At 72.5% G+C, this 16,029-nt stretch carries 14 protein-coding genes and 3 pseudogenes; 16 read left to right on the plus strand and 1 reads right to left on the minus strand.

The features are described from left to right. Window positions 1–17 precede the first annotated feature (17 nt). Both WJ438_RS27515 and WJ438_RS27520 read left to right on the plus strand, forming a co-directional pair. Entirely contained in the window at window positions 18–1,091 is a 1,074-nt protein-coding gene (locus WJ438_RS27515) for a nitronate monooxygenase (protein ID WP_406727603.1), read from the plus strand. Further along, window positions 1,088–1,828 carry a 16S rRNA (uracil(1498)-N(3))-methyltransferase gene (locus WJ438_RS27520; RefSeq protein ID WP_406727604.1) on the plus strand — a complete coding sequence of 247 codons (741 nt, stop codon included), beginning with the start codon at window positions 1,088–1,090 and terminating at the stop codon, window positions 1,826–1,828. The genes WJ438_RS27515 and WJ438_RS27520 overlap by 4 nt, the downstream gene beginning before the upstream one ends. A gap of 45 nt (window positions 1,829–1,873) precedes the next feature. On the opposite strand, the gene WJ438_RS27525 is transcribed toward WJ438_RS27520, so the two are convergent. Then, window positions 1,874–2,254, minus strand: coding sequence for a hypothetical protein (locus WJ438_RS27525; protein ID WP_406727605.1), 381 nt, complete (start codon window positions 2,252–2,254; stop codon window positions 1,874–1,876). 71 nt (window positions 2,255–2,325) lie between these two features. On the opposite strand from WJ438_RS27525, the gene WJ438_RS27530 reads away from it, so the two are divergent. From WJ438_RS27530 to era, 14 genes and pseudogenes are all read left to right on the plus strand, one after another. Further along, entirely contained in the window at window positions 2,326–2,871 is a 546-nt protein-coding gene (locus WJ438_RS27530) for a hypothetical protein (protein ID WP_406727606.1), read from the plus strand. Window positions 2,872–2,979: 108 nt separating this feature from the next. Further along, window positions 2,980–6,160 (plus strand): annotated as a pseudogene (locus WJ438_RS27535) (S41 family peptidase). Between the two features lie 57 nt (window positions 6,161–6,217). Next, window positions 6,218–6,571 carry an HIT domain-containing protein gene (locus WJ438_RS27540; protein ID WP_363032323.1) on the plus strand — a complete coding sequence of 118 codons (354 nt, stop codon included), beginning with the start codon at window positions 6,218–6,220 and terminating at the stop codon, window positions 6,569–6,571. Between the two features lie 8 nt (window positions 6,572–6,579). Then, entirely contained in the window at window positions 6,580–7,485 is a 906-nt protein-coding gene (locus WJ438_RS27545; RefSeq protein WP_406727607.1) for a ribonuclease Z, read from the plus strand. Between the two features lie 20 nt (window positions 7,486–7,505). Then, on the plus strand, window positions 7,506–8,498 hold the full coding sequence (locus WJ438_RS27550) for an adenosine deaminase (RefSeq protein WP_406727608.1): 993 nt from the start codon (window positions 7,506–7,508) through the stop codon (window positions 8,496–8,498). A 348-nt stretch (window positions 8,499–8,846) separates the two neighbouring features. Continuing rightward, window positions 8,847–9,026: pseudogene (locus WJ438_RS27555) on the plus strand (glucarate dehydratase); the annotation flags it as partial. Window positions 9,027–9,218: 192 nt separating this feature from the next. After that, on the plus strand, window positions 9,219–10,349 hold the full coding sequence (locus WJ438_RS27560; protein ID WP_406729827.1) for a carbohydrate kinase family protein: 1,131 nt from the start codon (window positions 9,219–9,221) through the stop codon (window positions 10,347–10,349). A gap of 162 nt (window positions 10,350–10,511) precedes the next feature. Beyond that, window positions 10,512–11,582, plus strand: coding sequence for a PhoH family protein (locus WJ438_RS27565; protein WP_406727609.1), 1,071 nt, complete (start codon window positions 10,512–10,514; stop codon window positions 11,580–11,582). Window positions 11,583–11,594: 12 nt separating this feature from the next. Beyond that, window positions 11,595–12,092 (plus strand): rRNA maturation RNase YbeY, encoded by a 498-nt coding sequence (gene ybeY, locus WJ438_RS27570; protein ID WP_406727610.1) that lies wholly within the window; start codon window positions 11,595–11,597, stop codon window positions 12,090–12,092. Further along, a complete protein-coding gene (locus WJ438_RS27575; protein ID WP_406727611.1) occupies window positions 12,089–13,471 on the plus strand; it encodes a hemolysin family protein in 1,383 nt (460 codons plus the stop codon). The genes ybeY and WJ438_RS27575 overlap by 4 nt, the downstream gene beginning before the upstream one ends. After that, window positions 13,468–13,827 (plus strand): MmcQ/YjbR family DNA-binding protein, encoded by a 360-nt coding sequence (locus tag WJ438_RS27580; RefSeq protein ID WP_406727612.1) that lies wholly within the window; start codon window positions 13,468–13,470, stop codon window positions 13,825–13,827. Before WJ438_RS27575 ends, WJ438_RS27580 begins: the two co-directional genes overlap by 4 nt. Before the next feature lie 24 nt (window positions 13,828–13,851). Then, window positions 13,852–14,205: a cytidine deaminase gene (locus WJ438_RS27585; protein WP_406727613.1), complete on the plus strand. Its 354-nt coding sequence runs from the start codon at window positions 13,852–13,854 to the stop codon at window positions 14,203–14,205. A gap of 206 nt (window positions 14,206–14,411) precedes the next feature. After that, a pseudogene (locus tag WJ438_RS27590) lies at window positions 14,412–14,887 on the plus strand (hypothetical protein). 100 nt (window positions 14,888–14,987) lie between these two features. Beyond that, entirely contained in the window at window positions 14,988–15,941 is a 954-nt protein-coding gene (era, locus tag WJ438_RS27595) for a GTPase Era (RefSeq protein WP_406727614.1), read from the plus strand. Window positions 15,942–16,029: the final 88 nt, after the last annotated feature.

Genomic DNA, 16,029 nt, shown 5'->3' on the forward strand with positions numbered 1-16,029 from the left:
CGTGGCAACATGCCGTCATGTCCTTGGCGCTCACCGACCTCCTTCCGCACCCCGTCGTGCAGGCCCCCATGGCGGGCGGTGTCTCCGTGCCGCGGCTCGCCGCGGCCGTCTCCGAGGCGGGCGGGCTCGGCTTCCTGGCCGCCGGGTACAAGACCGCGGACGGGATGTACCAGGAGATCAAGCAGCTGCGCGGACTGACCGGCCACCCGTTCGGCGTCAACGTCTTCATGCCGCAGCCCGAGACCCCCGACCCGGCCGCCGTCGGCGTCTACGCCCACCAGCTCGCCGGTGAGGCCTCCTGGTACGAGACCGAGCTCGGCGACCCCGACAGCGGCCGCGACGACGGCTACGACGCCAAACTCGCCGTCCTGCTCGACAACCCGGTGCCGGTGGTGTCGTTCCACTTCGGCGTGCCGACCCGCGAGGTCCTGGACTCCCTGCGCCGCGTCGGCACGTTCACCCTGGCCACCGCCACCACCGCCGAGGAGGCGCGGACCGTGGAGCGGGCGGGCGCCGACGCGGTGATCGCGCAGGGCGTCGAGGCCGGCGGCCACCAGGGCACCCACCGGGACATCCCGGAGACCGACGGCTCCGGCATGGGGCTGCTGTCCCTGGTCGCCGAGGTGCGGGAGACCGTGGGCCTCCCGATCATCGCCGCCGGCGGCATCATGCGCGGCAGCCAGATCGCCGCGGTGCTCGCGGCCGGTGCCTCGGCGGCCCAGCTCGGCACCGCGTTCCTCGCCACCCGCGAGTCCGGCGCGCACGTCCTGCACAAGCAGGCGCTGACCGACCCCCTGTACGTCCGCACCGAACTGACCCGGGCCTTCTCGGGGCGCCCGGCCCGCGGCCTGGTCAACCGCTTCCTGCGCGAACACGGCCCGTACGCGCCCGCCGCCTACCCGGACGTCCACCATCTCGCCGCGCCGCTGCGCAAGGCCGCCGCCAAGACCGGGGACGCGCAGGGCATGGCGCTGTGGGCGGGACAGGGCCACCGGATGGCCCGGGAGCTGCCCGCCGGGCAGCTGGTGGAGGTGCTGGTCGCCGAACTCGCCGCCGCCCGGACGGCGTTGTCGGCGGGAGGTGCCCGATGACCGCGCCGGTCTTCGTCGTGGAGCACTTCGACACGGACGGCTCCGGGCACCATGTGCTCGACGGTCCCGAGGGGCGGCACGCCGTCTCCGTGAAGCGGCTGCGAGCCGGGGAGAGCGTCGTCCTCACCGACGGCGCGGGCCGCCGGGCCGAGGGCGAGGTGACCGGCACCGAGGGCAAGGACCGGCTGGTCGTGCGCCTCGGGGAGGTCGTCGAGGAGCCCGTGGAGTCGCCCCGGCTCACCGTCGTCCAGGCGCTGCCCAAGGGCGACCGGGGAGAGCTGGCGGTGGAGACGATGACCGAGGTCGGCGTCGACGCGATCGTGCCGTGGTCCGCGGCGCGCTGCGTCACCCAGTGGCGGGGCGAGCGCGGGCTGAAATCCCTCGGCAAATGGCGGGCGACGGCCCGGGAGGCCGGCAAGCAGTCCCGCCGGGCGCGCTTCCCGGAGGTCGCGGACACGGCGACGACCCGGCAGGTTGCCTCACTTCTCGCCGAAGCCGACTTCGCCGCTGTGCTCCACGAGAGCGGCACCGAACCCCTCGTGACCGCCGAACTCCCCGGCTCCGGCAGCATCGTGCTGGTCGTCGGCCCCGAAGGGGGAGTCTCGCCGGAGGAGCTGGCGCTCTTCGCGCAGGCCGGCGCCAAGCCCTACCGCCTGGGCCGCAGCGTCCTGCGCACCTCCACCGCCGGCACCGCGGCGACGGCCGTACTCCTGACCCTTACGGGCCGCTGGTCCTGAGGGTCCCGGCCGGCCGTTCGCCGTCAGCCGCGCGGCCGCCGGCCGTCAGCCGTCCGCCGCACGGGCGGCGGCGACCGCCGAGAACAACTCCCAGCCGTCCAGCTCCGCGGCCCCGGTGAGCAGCCCACGCCGGGCCGCCTCGTCGACGAAGGCCCGTACGACACCGGGTTCGTGCAGGTTGAGCGCCGCGTGCCCGGTGAGGGCCACAGCCCCGGAGTGCAGGAAGCCGTCGGGGACGAGACGCCCCTCGCCGCCCCGGAACACCAGGTGGGCCGTTGTCGTCGTCCCCTCCCGGGTCAGTGCGAGCACCTGCTGACAGGGCCCGTCGGTATGGTGCCGATGGCGCACCGACCACAGGTAGGCGGCCGTTTCGCCCGTGCTGGTCTTGTCCACGACGAGTCTTCTGAGCCGGCGTTCGCTGCGCATCGCTCCACGGTAGTGAGGAGTGGCCGTATGCGCCCTACCGTCACGCGTGGGGCGGTGGCAGGCTGCCGGACATGGGGGCATCGAGGAGGGTTCGGGGCGGGACGCGGTGGCGGCGGTCGGTGCCGGCCGTCGGGTTCGTCGTGGTCGCCGTGGGCGGGGCCGTGGCGTGCGAGCCGGGTTCGGTCGGCACGGCGGCGGTGGCGTACACGACCGACGAGACGGTCACCCAGGAGCTCAACCGGCAGAAGGCCGGGGTGCGTTGGCTCAGCTGCACCGCCTCCTACGGGAACCGGGACGGCGCGTCGTCGCGGCCCGCGAGCGAGGACACCGTGGCCACCGTGGACTGCGACGGGGAGACCGAGGACGGCAAGGAGATCACCGTCACCGGGAAGATCACCCATGCCGTCGACGGCGCCTGTGTACGCGGGGACATCACCGCGAAAGTGGACGGCAAGCAGTGGTTCCGGGTCGACGGCCTGGGCGACTGCGACGCCACCAGTCCGCCGCCGCTGGGCGAGCCGACGAACCGGGGTCCGCGGCCCACCGTCACCGTGACGGTCACCACGACCGTGTGGTGCGAGCAGTACCCCTCCTGTCGCCCCGTCGAGGGCAAGTGATCCAAACCCCTGTCCAGGCCGACCACGCGTGCGTAGGGTGATCGAGTGACACAGCCTGCATCGGTCGCTTCCGCCGCGTATCTCCGGTTCCCGCATCCGCACGGCGAGTTGGTCGCCTTCACCGCCGAGGACGATGTGTGGCTCGCGCCGCTCGACGGCGGCCGGGCCTGGCGGGTCAGCGCCGACAACGTGCCGGTGACCCTGCCCCGCATCTCGCCCGACGGCACCACCGTCGCCTGGACCTCCACCCGCGACGGCGCCCCCGAGGTGCACATCGCGCCCGTCGAGGGCGGCCCCGGCCGGCGCCTGACGTACTGGGGGAGCGCGAAGACCCAGGTGCGCGGCTGGACCCCGGACGGCGAGGTCCTGGCGCTCAGCACCCAGGGCCAGGCCAGCCTGCGCCGCACCTGGGCCCGTGCGATCCCCCTCGACGGCGGACCCGCCACCACCCTGCCGTACGGCCCCGTCGGCGACGTCGCCCACGGCCCGCGCACGGTACTGCTGTCCGCGACGATGGGCCGCGAGGCCGCCTGGTGGAAGCGGTACCGGGGCGGCACGGCGGGCAAGCTGTGGATCGGGCAGGACACCGGCGACGGGGACGGCGCGGGCAACACGGCTGAGGGCCCGGGAGAGTTCGTCCGGCTGCACGGCGACCTCGACGGGAACATCGAGTATCCGCTGTGGGTGGGGGACAGGCTCGGGTTCCTCTCCAACCACGAGGGCACCGGCGCGCTGTACTCCTCCCTCGCCGACGGCTCCGACCTGCGCCTGGCACACCCCCCTCGGGGGCTTCTACGCCCGGCACGCCGCCACCGACGGCACCCGCGTCGTGTACTCCTGCGCCGGTGAACTGTGGCTGCTCGACGACCTGGACGGGGCCGAGCCGCGCCGACTCGACGTCCGGCTCGGCGGGCAGCGCGTCGACCTCCAGCCGTTCCCGGTGAACGCCGCCCGCTGGTTCGGCTCCGCCTCCCCCGACCACACCGCGCGCGGCAGCGCCGTCTGCGTGCGCGGCACCGTCCACTGGGTCACCCACCGCGCCGGCCCCGCCCGCGCGCTCGCCGCCACCCCCGGTGTACGGGCCCGCCGCCCGCGCACCTTCCGCGCGGACGGCGAGGAATGGGTGGTGTGGGTGACGGACGCCGACGGCGACGACGCCCTGGAGTTCGCCCCCGCCACCGGCCTAGCCCCGGGGGCGAGGCCGCGCCGGATCGCCGCCGGACAACTCGGCCGTGTCCTCGGCCTCGCCATGGCGCCCGACGGCAGCCGCGCCGCGGTCGCCTCGCACGACGGCCGTGTCCTGCTCGTCGAGCGGGAGACCGGCGAGGTCCGCGAGGTCGACCGCAGCGAGCACGGCGACGTCTCCGGGCTGGCCTTCTCGCCCGACTCCGGCTGGCTCGCCTGGTCCCATCCCGGCCCCCGCCCGCTGAGCCAGCTGCGGCTCGCCGACACCACCGACCTGCAGGTCACCGAGGCGACCCCGCTGCGCTTCCAGGACTACGCGCCCGCCTTCACCCTCGACGGCAAGCACCTCGCCTTCTTGTCGACCCGCTCCTTCGATCCGGTCTACGACGAGCACGTCTTCGACCTCGCCTTCGTCGAGGGCGCCCGCCCGCACCTGATCACCCTCGCCGCGACGACCCCGTCCCCGTTCGGCCCGCAGCGGCACGGCCGCCCCTTCGAGACACCGGACCGGGACGAGACCCCCGACAGCGAGGGCACCCCGACCACCCGTGTCGACCTCGAGGGGCTGACCGACCGGATCGTGCCGTTCCCGGTCGAGGCCGCCCGCTACTCCAACCTGCGCACCGCCAAGGACGGGGTGCTGTGGCTGCGGCACCCGGTGCGCGGCGTGCTCGGCGCCTCCAGGGCCACCCCCGACGACCCCGACCCCAAGACCGAGCTGGAGCGCTACGACCTCGCCCAGCAGCGCATCGAGCACCTGGCCGTGGACGCCGACCACTTCGAGGTCAGCGGCGACGGCAAGCGGGTGCTGCTGTGGACCGACGGACGGCTGAAGGTCGTCCCCAGCGACCGGCGCGCGTCGAACGACGACGACAGCGACAGCAACATCACCGTCGACCTCGACCGGGTGCGCCAGTTCGTCGACCCGGCCGCCGAGTGGCGGCAGATGTTCGACGAGGCCGGCCGCATCATGCGGGACAACTACTGGCGGCCGGACATGAACGGCGTCGACTGGGACGGCGTCCTCGACCGCTACCGGCCCGTCCTCGACCGGCTCGCCACCCACGACGACCTGGTGGACCTGCTCTGGGAGGTGCAGGGCGAACTCGGCACCTCGCACGCCTACGTCACACCGCGCGGCGGCTACGGCGGCGGCGCCCGGCAGGGCCTGCTCGGCGCGGACATCTCCCGCCACGAAGACGGCAGTTGGCGCGTCGACCGGATCCTGCCCGCGGAGACCTCCGACCCGCAGGGCCGCTCCCCGCTGACCGCGCCCGGCGTGGCGATCCGCACCGGTGACGCGATCGTCGCCGTGGCGGGACAGCCGGTCGACCCGGTGGCGGGACCGGCGCCGCTGCTGGTCGGCACCGCGGGCAAACCGGTCGAGCTGACCGTCTCCCCGGCCGGCGGCGGCGCCCCGCGGCACGCGGTCGTCGTCCCCGTCGCCGACGAGGAGCCGCTGCGCTACCACGCCTGGGTCGCCGACCGGCGGGCCCACGTCCACGAGCGGTCCGGTGGCCGGCTCGGTTACCTCCACGTCCCCGACATGCAGGCCCCCGGCTGGGCCCAGATCCACCGCGACCTGCGGGTCGAGGTGACCCGCGAGGGCCTGATCGTCGACGTCCGGGAGAACCGCGGCGGGCACACCTCCCAGCTCGTCGTCGAGAAGCTGGCCCGGCGGATCGTCGGCTGGGACCTGCCGCGCGGCATGCGCCCGGAGAGCTACCCGGGGGACGCGCCGCGCGGTCCCGTCGTCGCCGTCGCCAACGAGTTCTCCGGCTCCGACGGCGACATCGTCAACGCGGCGATCAAGGCGCTCGGTATCGGCCCGGTCGTCGGCACCCGCACCTGGGGCGGCGTCATCGGCATCGACAGCCGCTACCGGCTCGTCGACGGCACCCTCGTCACCCAGCCCAAGTACGCCTTCTGGCTGGAGGGCTACGGCTGGGGCGTGGAGAACCACGGCGTGGACCCGGACGTCGAGGTGGTGCAGCGCCCGCAGGACCACGCGGCGGGGCGGGACGCGCAGTTGGACGAGGCGGTCCGGCTGGCGCTGGCGGCGCTGGAGGAGAACCCCGCGAAGGAGCCGCCGTCCCTTCCCTGACGGCCGGGACGGATACGATGCCCGGGTAAGCGATCAACCGGGCGAGGAGGCACACCCATGGCAGGGGAACCGCAGGACGACTGCTTGTTCTGCAAGATCGTCGCCGGGCAGGTTCCGTCGACGATCGTCCGCGAGACGGAGACGACCGTCGCGTTCCGCGACATAAACCCGCAGGCGCCGACCCACGTCCTGGTCATCCCGAAGGCGCACCACAAGGACGCGGCGGCCCTGGCCGTGGCCGCTCCCGAGGTCGCGGCGGACGTCCTGCGTGAGGCCCAGGCCGTCGCGGACCAGGAGCAGTTGGAGAGCCACCGCATCGTCTTCAACACCGGCAGCGGCGCCGGGCAGACCGTCTGGCACGCGCACGCCCATGTACTGGGCGGCCGCGGTCTCGAGTGGCCCCCCGGATAGGCGGTTCCTTGTCCGTACGCGAACTGGTGGTGCTCGGCACCGCCAGCCAGGTCCCCACCCGCCACCGCAACCACAACGGCTATCTGCTGCGCTGGGACGGCGAGGGCATCCTGTTCGACCCCGGCGAGGGCACCCAGCGCCAGATGCTGCGAGCCGGGGTCGCCGCGCACGACCTGAACCGGATCTGCGTCACCCACTTCCACGGCGACCACTCGCTCGGCCTCGCCGGAGTGATCCAGCGCATCAACCTCGACCGGGTGCCGCATCCGGTCACCGCCCACTACCCGGGCTCCGGGCAGCGCTTCTTCGACCGGCTGCGGTACGCCACCGCCTACCGCGAGACGGTCGGCGTCACCGAGGCACCGGTCGGCGCCGACGGCCCGCTCGCCCGCACCGCCGGGTACACCCTGGAGGCGCGGAAGCTGTCGCACCCCGTCGAGTCGTACGGCTACCGACTGGTCGAACCCGACGGGCGGCGGATGCTGCCCGACCGGCTCGCCGCGCACGGCATCAAGGGCCCGGACGTCGGCCGCATCCAGCGCGAGGGAACGCTCGACGGGGTCCCGCTGGAGGACGTGAGCGAGGTGCGGCGCGGCCAGCGGTTCGCGTTCGTCATGGACACCCGGCTCTGCGAGGGGGTGTACGCGCTGGCCGAGGGCTGCGACCTGCTCGTCATCGAGTCCACGTTCCTCGACGAGGACGAGGAGATCGCCGCCGAATACGGTCATCTGACGGCAGGTCAGGCGGCCCGGGTGGCGCGGGACGCGGGCGTGCGGCATCTGGTGCTCACCCACTTCAGCCAGCGCTACAGCGACCCGGAGGAGTTCGAACGGCAGGCGCGGGCCGCCGGGTACGAGGGGGAGCTGACCGTGGCGCGCGATCTGCTGCGGGTGCCGCTTCCCAAGCGTCGGTGAGATCACCGTACGATGCTTCGATGCCCGTACCCAAAGCCGAACTGCACCTTCATGTCGAAGGCACCCTCGAGCCCGAGCTCGCCTTCGCCCTCGCCGCGCGCAACGGCGTCGAACTGCCCTACGCCGACACCGACGCCCTGCGTGAGGCGTACCGGTTCCAGGACCTCCAGTCGTTCCTGAACCTGTACTACGCACTCATGACGGTGCTGCGCACCGAACAGGACTTCGAGGACCTCGCCGACGCCTACCTGGCCCGCGCCGCCGCCCAGGGTGTGCGGCACGCGGAGATCTTCTTCGACCCGCAGGCCCATCTGTCCCGGGGTGTACGCATGGGCACGGTGGTCGACGGGCTGTGGCGGGCACTGGAACGCGGGGAGCGGACGCACGGTGTCTCGACCCGGCTGATCATGTGCTTCCTGCGGGACGAGTCCGCCGAGTCGGCCCTGGCGACCCTGGACGCCGCCAAGCCCCACCTGGACCGGATCATCGGTATCGGCCTCGACTCGGCCGAGGTCGGACACCCGCCGGCGAAGTTCCGCGAGGTGTACGAGGCGGCCGCCGCGCTCGGACTGCGGCGGGTGGCCCACGCGGGTGAGGAGGGGCCGCCGGCGTACATCACCGAGGCGCTGGACGTCCTCGGCGTCGAACGGATCGATCACGGACTGCGCTGCATGGAGGACCCGGCGCTGGTGGAGCGGCTGGTGCGGGAACGCGTTCCGCTGACCCTGTGCCCGCTGTCCAACGTCCGGCTGCGGACCGTGGACACCCTCGCCGACCACCCGCTGCCCGCGATGCTCAACGCCGGCCTGCTGTGCACGGTGAACTCCGACGACCCGGCCTACTTCGGCGGCTACGCCGGGGACAACTTCGACGCGGTGCGCGACACACTCGGCCTCGGCCCGGAGCGGCTGCGCGAACTGGCCCGCAACTCCTTCCTCGCCGCGTTCCTGGACGACGACGAGGAACGCCGGGCGCGCTACCTCGCCGAGGTGGAGGCCTACGTCTTCCCGTAGATCCCGTCGTCGAGCGCGGTGCCGCCTTCCCCTTGACGGCCCCTGTTCGCTTGTTCAACCTCTGTTCCCATACATGGACCACGTCCGTATGGGGGGATGGCGCGGGTGAGCCTCGGTACGGAAACGGGGACGGACGTCCCCCGCCCGCCGATCTCGCCGACCGCGAGGCCCTGCTCACCACCGGCCGGACCTCGTAGGAGCTGCCCTGTGACCGTGCCGACCGCTCGCGGCCTGACCATCACCGAGGTACGGCTCACGCCGGTCCTGGTCGCCGACCCGCCGCTGCTGAACACCCAGGGAGTGCACCAGCCGTACACGCCCCGGCTGATCGTCGAGATCGTCACGGCGGACGGCACCGTGCGGGTGTCCGACGCCCCCGGCCTCGGCGTCACCCTCGACCACGACCGGCTCGCCGCCCTGCACCGGCGGTGGCCGGCGGACGACGGCGCGCTCCGCGACCGCGACGACGCGGCGGCCATGCGGGTCACCGACCCGGAATGGGTCACCCCGACGGTGCCCCGCTGGTGAGCCGGTGAGGTGAGGCGTCCTCGGGCGTGACGGGCGGCGCGTTGTCAGTGGCATGGTGCACACTGGCCGGAACCGCACCAGGCCAGGGAGCGCATCGTGAAGGCGTCCATCACGTCAGCCGGAGAGGGAATCACCGACAGCGCCACCCGGGGCGTCCTCAGCCACAACGGCGTCCCGGCGGGGGCGCACTGTCTGCCCCAGGTCGACCCGCTCGCCGCGCTGCGCACGTCCGACGACCCGCCCTGGGACGTCTACCTCACCGGCACCGTCTTCCTCGACATCATCTTCACCGGGCTCGACTCCGCCCCGGTGCGCGGGACCGAGTCCTGGGCACGCGGTATGGGGTCGAGCCCTGGCGGCGTCGCCAACATGGCCACCGCCCTCGCCCGCCTCGGCCTGCGCACCTCCCTCGCGGCGGCCTTCGGCGACGACCACTACGGGGAGTACTGCTGGGACGCCCTGGAGCAGGGCGAGGCCATCGACCTCTCCGCGTCGCGCACCGTGCCCGGCTGGCACTCCCCGGTCACCGTCTCCATGGCCTACGAGGGGGAGCGCACCATGGTCTCCCACGGCCACGAACCGCCCCCGGAGGAGCCCTCCCACCGGTCGGCCGCCACCACCGGCAAGCGGCTCCCGCCCGGCGCGGAGCTGTCGCCCTGCCCACCACGCGCGCGTGGCGCCGTCGCCTCCCTCGCCCCGGGCCGCAGCGACCCCTGGATCGCCCGCGCCGCGCGGCACGGGACCAGGATCTTCGGCGACGTCGGCTGGGACGACACCGGCCTGTGGGACCTCGTCGCACTGCCCGACCTGCGGTACTGCGAGGCGTTCCTGCCGAACGCCGAGGAGGCCATGCGCTACACCGGCACCGACTGCCCCCGCGCCGCCGCGCACGCCCTCACCGAGTATGTGCCGGTCGCGGTGGTCACCCTCGGCGCGGACGGGGCGTACGCCGTGGACCGGCGCACCGGGGAGAGCGCCGAGGTGCCCGCCATCGCCGTCGAGACCCTCGACCCGACCGGCGCCGGGGACGTCTTCGTGGCGGGCTTCGTCACCGGCAGCCTGGCCGACTGGCCGCTCGCCGACCGCCTCGGCTTCGCCGGCCTGACCGCGGCCCTCTCCGTCCAGGAGTTCGGCGGCTCCCTGTCGGCGCCCGGCTGGTTGGAGATCGCGGCCTGGTGGCGCGAGGTCCAGTCCGTCGAGAGCCAGGATCCGGTCGCCCTGAGCCGGTACGCGTTCCTCGCGGACCTGATCCCCGACGGCCTGGTCCGCCCCTGGCCCCTCCGCAGGGCGGTCCCCACCATCGGCTTCGGCAAATCCACCTGACCCCTGCCCCCGGCCGTCACCTCGTCCCCACCCGTCCGCAACCACCCCGCCGTGAAAAGGCCTACGGGGTTGTCACCGCCGCGTCGTACCCTGGGAGGCGCGAGGCCGCCCTCAGCTGTGCGGCCCTGACGAGGAGGAATCGCAGGCCTTCAGCGCCGGCCCATGACTCAGACACCCACAGCTCACACCCCTGCGCAGGAGCAGGCGAGAGTGCAGCTCACCGTCCCGGCCAAGCACCCCATGGTGACCGTGCTGGGTTCCGGCGACTCCCTCCTGCGCGTGATCGAGAAGGCCTTCCCGGGGGCCGACATCCACGTCCGGGGCAATGAGATCAGCGCGGTCGGCGATGCCACGGAAGTCGCCCTCGTCTCGCGCGTGTTCGACGAGATGATGCTGGTGCTGCGCACCGGGCAGCCGATGACGGAGGACGCGGTGGAACGCTCGATCGCCATGCTCAAGGCGAGCGAGAACGGGGAGAGCGACGGCCAGGAGACCCCGGCCCAGGTGCTCACGCAGAACATCCTGTCCTCGCGAGGCCGCACGATCCGCCCCAAGACGCTCAACCAGAAGCGCTATGTGGACGCGATCGACAAGCACACCGTCGTCTTCGGCATCGGTCCCGCCGGTACCGGCAAGACCTATCTCGCCATGGCCAAGGCGGTGCAGGCCCTGCAGTCCAAGCAGGTCAACCGCATCATCCTGACCCGCCCCGCGGTCGAGGCCGGAGAGCGCCTGGGCTTCCTGCCCGGCACCCTCTACGAGAAGATCGACCCGTACCTGCGCCCGCTCTACGACGCCCTGCACGACATGCTCGACCCCGACTCCATCCCGCGCCTGATGGCGGCCGGGACCATCGAGGTCGCCCCGCTGGCGTACATGCGCGGCCGGACGCTCAACGACGCCTTCATCATCCTGGACGAGGCACAGAACACCAGCCCCGAGCAGATGAAGATGTTCCTCACCCGGCTCGGCTTCGACTCGAAGATAGTGATCACGGGTGACGTCACCCAGGTCGACCTGCCGAGCGGGACCAAGTCCGGTCTGCGCCAGGTGCAGGACATCCTGGAGGGCGTCGAGGACGTCCACTTCTCCCGGCTGTCGTCGCACGACGTCGTACGCCACCGCCTGGTGGGCCGTATCGTCGACGCGTACGAGCAGTACGACAGCGAGCACGGCACCCAGAACGGCACGCACAAGGGCGGCCGGGGCAAGTCCGGGCACAAGGGGAAGTAGACCGAGCAGCAGATGTCGATCGACGTCAACAACGAGTCCGGAACCGAGGTCGACGAGCAGGCGATCCTCGACATCGCCCGCTACGCGCTCGCGCGGATGCGCATCCACCCGCTCTCCGAGCTCTCGGTGATCGTCGTGGACTCCGAAGCGATGGAACAGCTCCACATCCAGTGGATGGACCTGCCCGGCCCGACGGACGTGATGTCGTTCCCGATGGACGAGTTGCGGCCGCCGTCCAAGGACGGCGGCGAGCCCCCGCAGGGCCTGCTCGGCGACATCGTGCTGTGCCCCGAGGTCGCCGCCCGGCAGGGCACCGAGGCGCCGACGCGGCACACCATGGACGAGGAGCTGCAACTGCTCACCGTCCACGGTGTGCTGCACCTGCTGGGCTACGACCACGAGGAGCCCGACGAGAAGGCCGAGATGTTCGGCCTGCAGGCCGCCATCGTGGACGGCTGGCGCGAGGAGAAGGGCATGACCGGCCCGTCCCCCGCCCCGACCGTGTCATGAGCCCGCAACTCATCCTCGGCGCGATCGCCCTGGTCGTCGTCGCCTGGCTGTTCGCCTGCGCGGAGGCGGGCATCGCGCGCGTCTCGGGCTTCCGCGCCGAGGAGGCCGTCCGCTCCGGCCGCCGGGGCAGCACCGGGCTCGCGAGGATCGCCGCCGATCCCACCCGCTATCTCAACGTGGCGCTGCTGGTCCGCGTCGGCTGCGAGATGGCCGCCGCCGCGCTGGTCACCTACGCCTGCCTCCAGCAGTTCGACGGCACCGCCGAGGCCCTGCTGATCGCCATCGCGGTCATGGTCCTCGTCTCGTACGTCGCCGTCGGCGTCTCCCCGCGCACCATCGGCCGCCAGCACCCGATGGGCACGGCCACGGCCGCGGCGTACGTCCTGCTGCCGCTGGCCAGGGTCATGGGCCCGATCCCCTCCCTGCTGATCCTCCTCGGCAACGCGCTCACCCCCGGCAAGGGCTTCAGGCGCGGCCCCTTCGCCTCCGAGGCGGAACTGCGCGCGCTGGTCGACCTCGCGGAGCAGGAGTCGCTGATCGAGGACGAGGAGCGCCGCATGGTGCACTCGGTCTTCGAGCTGGGGGACACCCTGGTCCGCGAGGTCATGGTCCCGCGTACGGACCTGGTGATGGTCGAGCGCTACAAGACCATCCGCCAGGCCCTCACCCTCGCCCTGCGCTCCGGTTTCTCCCGGATGCCGGTGACCGGCGAGAGCGAGGACGACATCGTCGGCATCGTGTATCTGAAGGACCTGGCCCGCAAGACGCACATCAGCCGGGACGCGGAGAGCGAGCTGGTGTCCACGGCGATGCGGCCCGCGTTCTTCGTGCCCGACACCAAGAACGCCGGCGATCTGCTGCGCGAGATGCAGAAGGACCGCAACCACGTCGCCGTCGTCATCGATGAGTACGGCGGCACCGCGGGCATCGTCACCATCGAGGACATCCTCGAGGAGATCGTCGGCGAGATCACCGACGAGTACGACCGTGAGATCGCGCCGGTGGAGGAGCTGGGTGAGGACCGCTACCGGATCACCGCCCGCCTCGACATCACCGACCTCGGCGAGCTGTACGGTCTGGAGGAGTACGACGACGAGGACGTGGAGACCGTCGGCGGACTGCTCGCCAAGCTGCTCGGCCGGGTGCCGATCGCGGGCGCGTCCGCCGTGGCCGACCTCCCCGACGAGCGCCGGCTGCGGCTGACGGCGGAGGCGGCGGCCGGTCGCCGCAACAAGATCGTCACCGTGCTGGTGGAGCCGGTGGAGCCGGTGGAGCCGGTGGAGCCGGTGGAGCCGGTGGCGCCGGTGGCGCCGGTGGCGCCGGGAGACCCGGGGGAGCCGTCGGACCCGTCCCGGGTCGAGGAGGAGCCGACGCGATGACCCCGGAGGAGCTGCGTGACCTCTGTCTCTCCTTCAACGCCGCCGTGGAGGACTTCCCGTTCAACCCGGAGACCTCGGTCTTCAAGGTCCTGGGCAAGGTCTTCGCGCTGACGGGCCTGGACGCGCGGCCCCTGACGGTCAGCCTCAAGTGCGACCCGGAGGACGCGATCCGGCTCCGCGCCGAGCACCCCGGGCTGATCGTCCCGGGTTGGCACCTCAACAAGCGGCACTGGAACACGGTGACCGTCGACGGCGACCTCCCGGACGGGCTGGTCCGGGAGCTGGTCGAGGACTCCTACGACCTGGTCGTCGCCGGCCTGCCGCGCGCCGACCGCCTCCGCCTCGGCCGCCCCTGAGACAGGCTCCGTATGCTCAGGTCCATGACCGACAGCAGCGTGCTCGACCCCGAGGACCACAAGATCGTCACCCTGGCCCGTTCCGCGCGGGCCCGTAACGGTGTGCCCGAGGGGGCCGCCGTACGGGACGAGAACGGGCGAACCTATGTCGCGGGGACCGTGGCCCTGGACTCCCTGCGGCTGACCGCCCTGCAGACGGCGGTGGCGATGGCGGTGGCGTCCGGGGCGAAGTCACTGGAGGCCGCGGCCGTGGTGACGACGGAGGAGTCGGTACCGGCCGCGGACCTCGCGGCGGTACGGGACCTCGGCGGCCCCGAAACCCCGGTGCTGCTGGCCGGCCCGGACGGGACGGTCCGGGAGACACTCACCGCGGGATGACCTCCCCTGCCGGGCACCCGCCCGTGGGGTGTTACCGGCGGTAAATAGGCCGGATTTCCATCTCGCCGCTCCCTCGCCTCCCGCGCATCAATGGAACCGTTGTTCCGACGGACCGTCAGAAGCGGTCCGTCGGACCCCTTCGTCTCGTGCGGCGTGACCGCTCCCGCTGCCGAGCACTTCCCCCCACGTAAAGGGAACCGGACTCCATGAGAGGCAAGCGAATCGGTACCGGCGCGTCCCTGGTCGCCGCCCTGGCGGCCTGCGGGCTCGCCTTCGCCCCCGCCGCCGCCGTCGCCCCCGGGACGGCGACGATCACCGCCGACTGCGGCAGCTTCGGCGGCGGTGAGGCCACCCTCACGGCGACCCAGAACGGCACGGCCGCCACACCATGACCCTCAGCACCTCCGCGTTCACCGCACCCGTCGCCCTCGGCCAGGACTCGATCGACTCCACCCTCACCCTGGTGAACGGCAACGGCGGCACCGTCGAGTTCTCCGGCACGAAGAACCCGGCCATGGCGGTCGGCGACTCCCTCTCGGTCGGTCCGCTCGACGGCACCGTGGCCTCCGGCGACAGCCTGGAGGCGTACGGCGGCTCGCTGAAGATGACCGTCTTCGGCTTCCTCACCCTTACGTGCACGGCCGACGGTCCGCAGTCACCGGGCCCGTTCGTCTTCGACTGACTCCCCGCCTCCGCCGGGCCGGGCACCTCACCGGGTGTCCGGCCCCTCCCCGCGAGCGGATGGTACGGCGGGGCTCCGGGGATCAGGGAGAATGGGCGGCATGAGTGTTCGTACCCAGTCATCCGAGCGGCCCGCCGAAGCTGTCCACCGGGCCGGCTTCGCCTGCTTCGTGGGCCGCCCCAACGCGGGCAAGTCCACCCTCACGAACGCTCTGGTCGGGCAGAAGGTGGCGATCACCTCCAACCGGCCGCAGACGACCCGGCACACCGTGCGCGGCATCGTCCACCGCCCCGAGGCGCAGCTGATCCTCGTCGACACCCCCGGCCTGCACAAGCCGCGCACGCTGCTCGGCGAGCGGCTGAACGACGTGGTCCGCACCACCTGGGCCGAGGTCGACGTGATCGGCTTCTGCCTTCCCGCGGACCAGAAGCTCGGCCCCGGTGACCGCTTCATCGCCAAGGAGCTGGCCGGGGTCAAGAAGACCCCGAAGGTCGCCATCGTCACCAAGACCGACCTGGTGGACGGCAAGACACTGGCCGAGCAGCTCATCGCCGTCGACCAGCTGGGCCTGGAGCTGGGCATCACCTGGGCGGAGATCGTCCCGGTGTCGGCGACCGCGAACAAGCAGGTCGACCTGCTGGCCGACCTCCTGATCCCGCTGATGCCCGAGGGCCCCGCCCTCTACCCCGAGGGCGACCTGACGGACGAACCCGAGCAGATCATGGTGGCGGAGCTGATCCGCGAGGCCGCCCTGGAGGGCGTCCGCGACGAGCTGCCCCACTCCATCGCCGTGGTCGTGGAGGAGATGCTGCCCCGCGAGGATCGCCCCGCCGACAAGCCCCTCCTCGACATCCACGCCAACCTGTTCATCGAGCGCACCAGCCAGAAGGGCATCGTCATCGGCCCCAAGGGCAAGCGCCTGAAGGACGTCGGCATCAAGTCCCGCAAGCAGATCGAGGCCCTCCTCGGCACCCCCGTCTTCCTGGATCTGCACGTGAAGGTCGCCAAGGACTGGCAGCGGGATCCGAAGCAGTTGCGGCGACTGGGGTTCTGACGCGGGGGGGTGTTTCGGTGTGCGCCTGAAGGGGGTCGGCATCGGGTCCCGCAGGCAGGCCGGGGCGTTCCTCGGCACCCCGGCCGCG

It is taken from the genome of Streptomyces sp. GD-15H (genome assembly GCF_045291515.1).
Classification (GTDB): domain Bacteria; phylum Actinomycetota; class Actinomycetes; order Streptomycetales; family Streptomycetaceae; genus Streptomyces.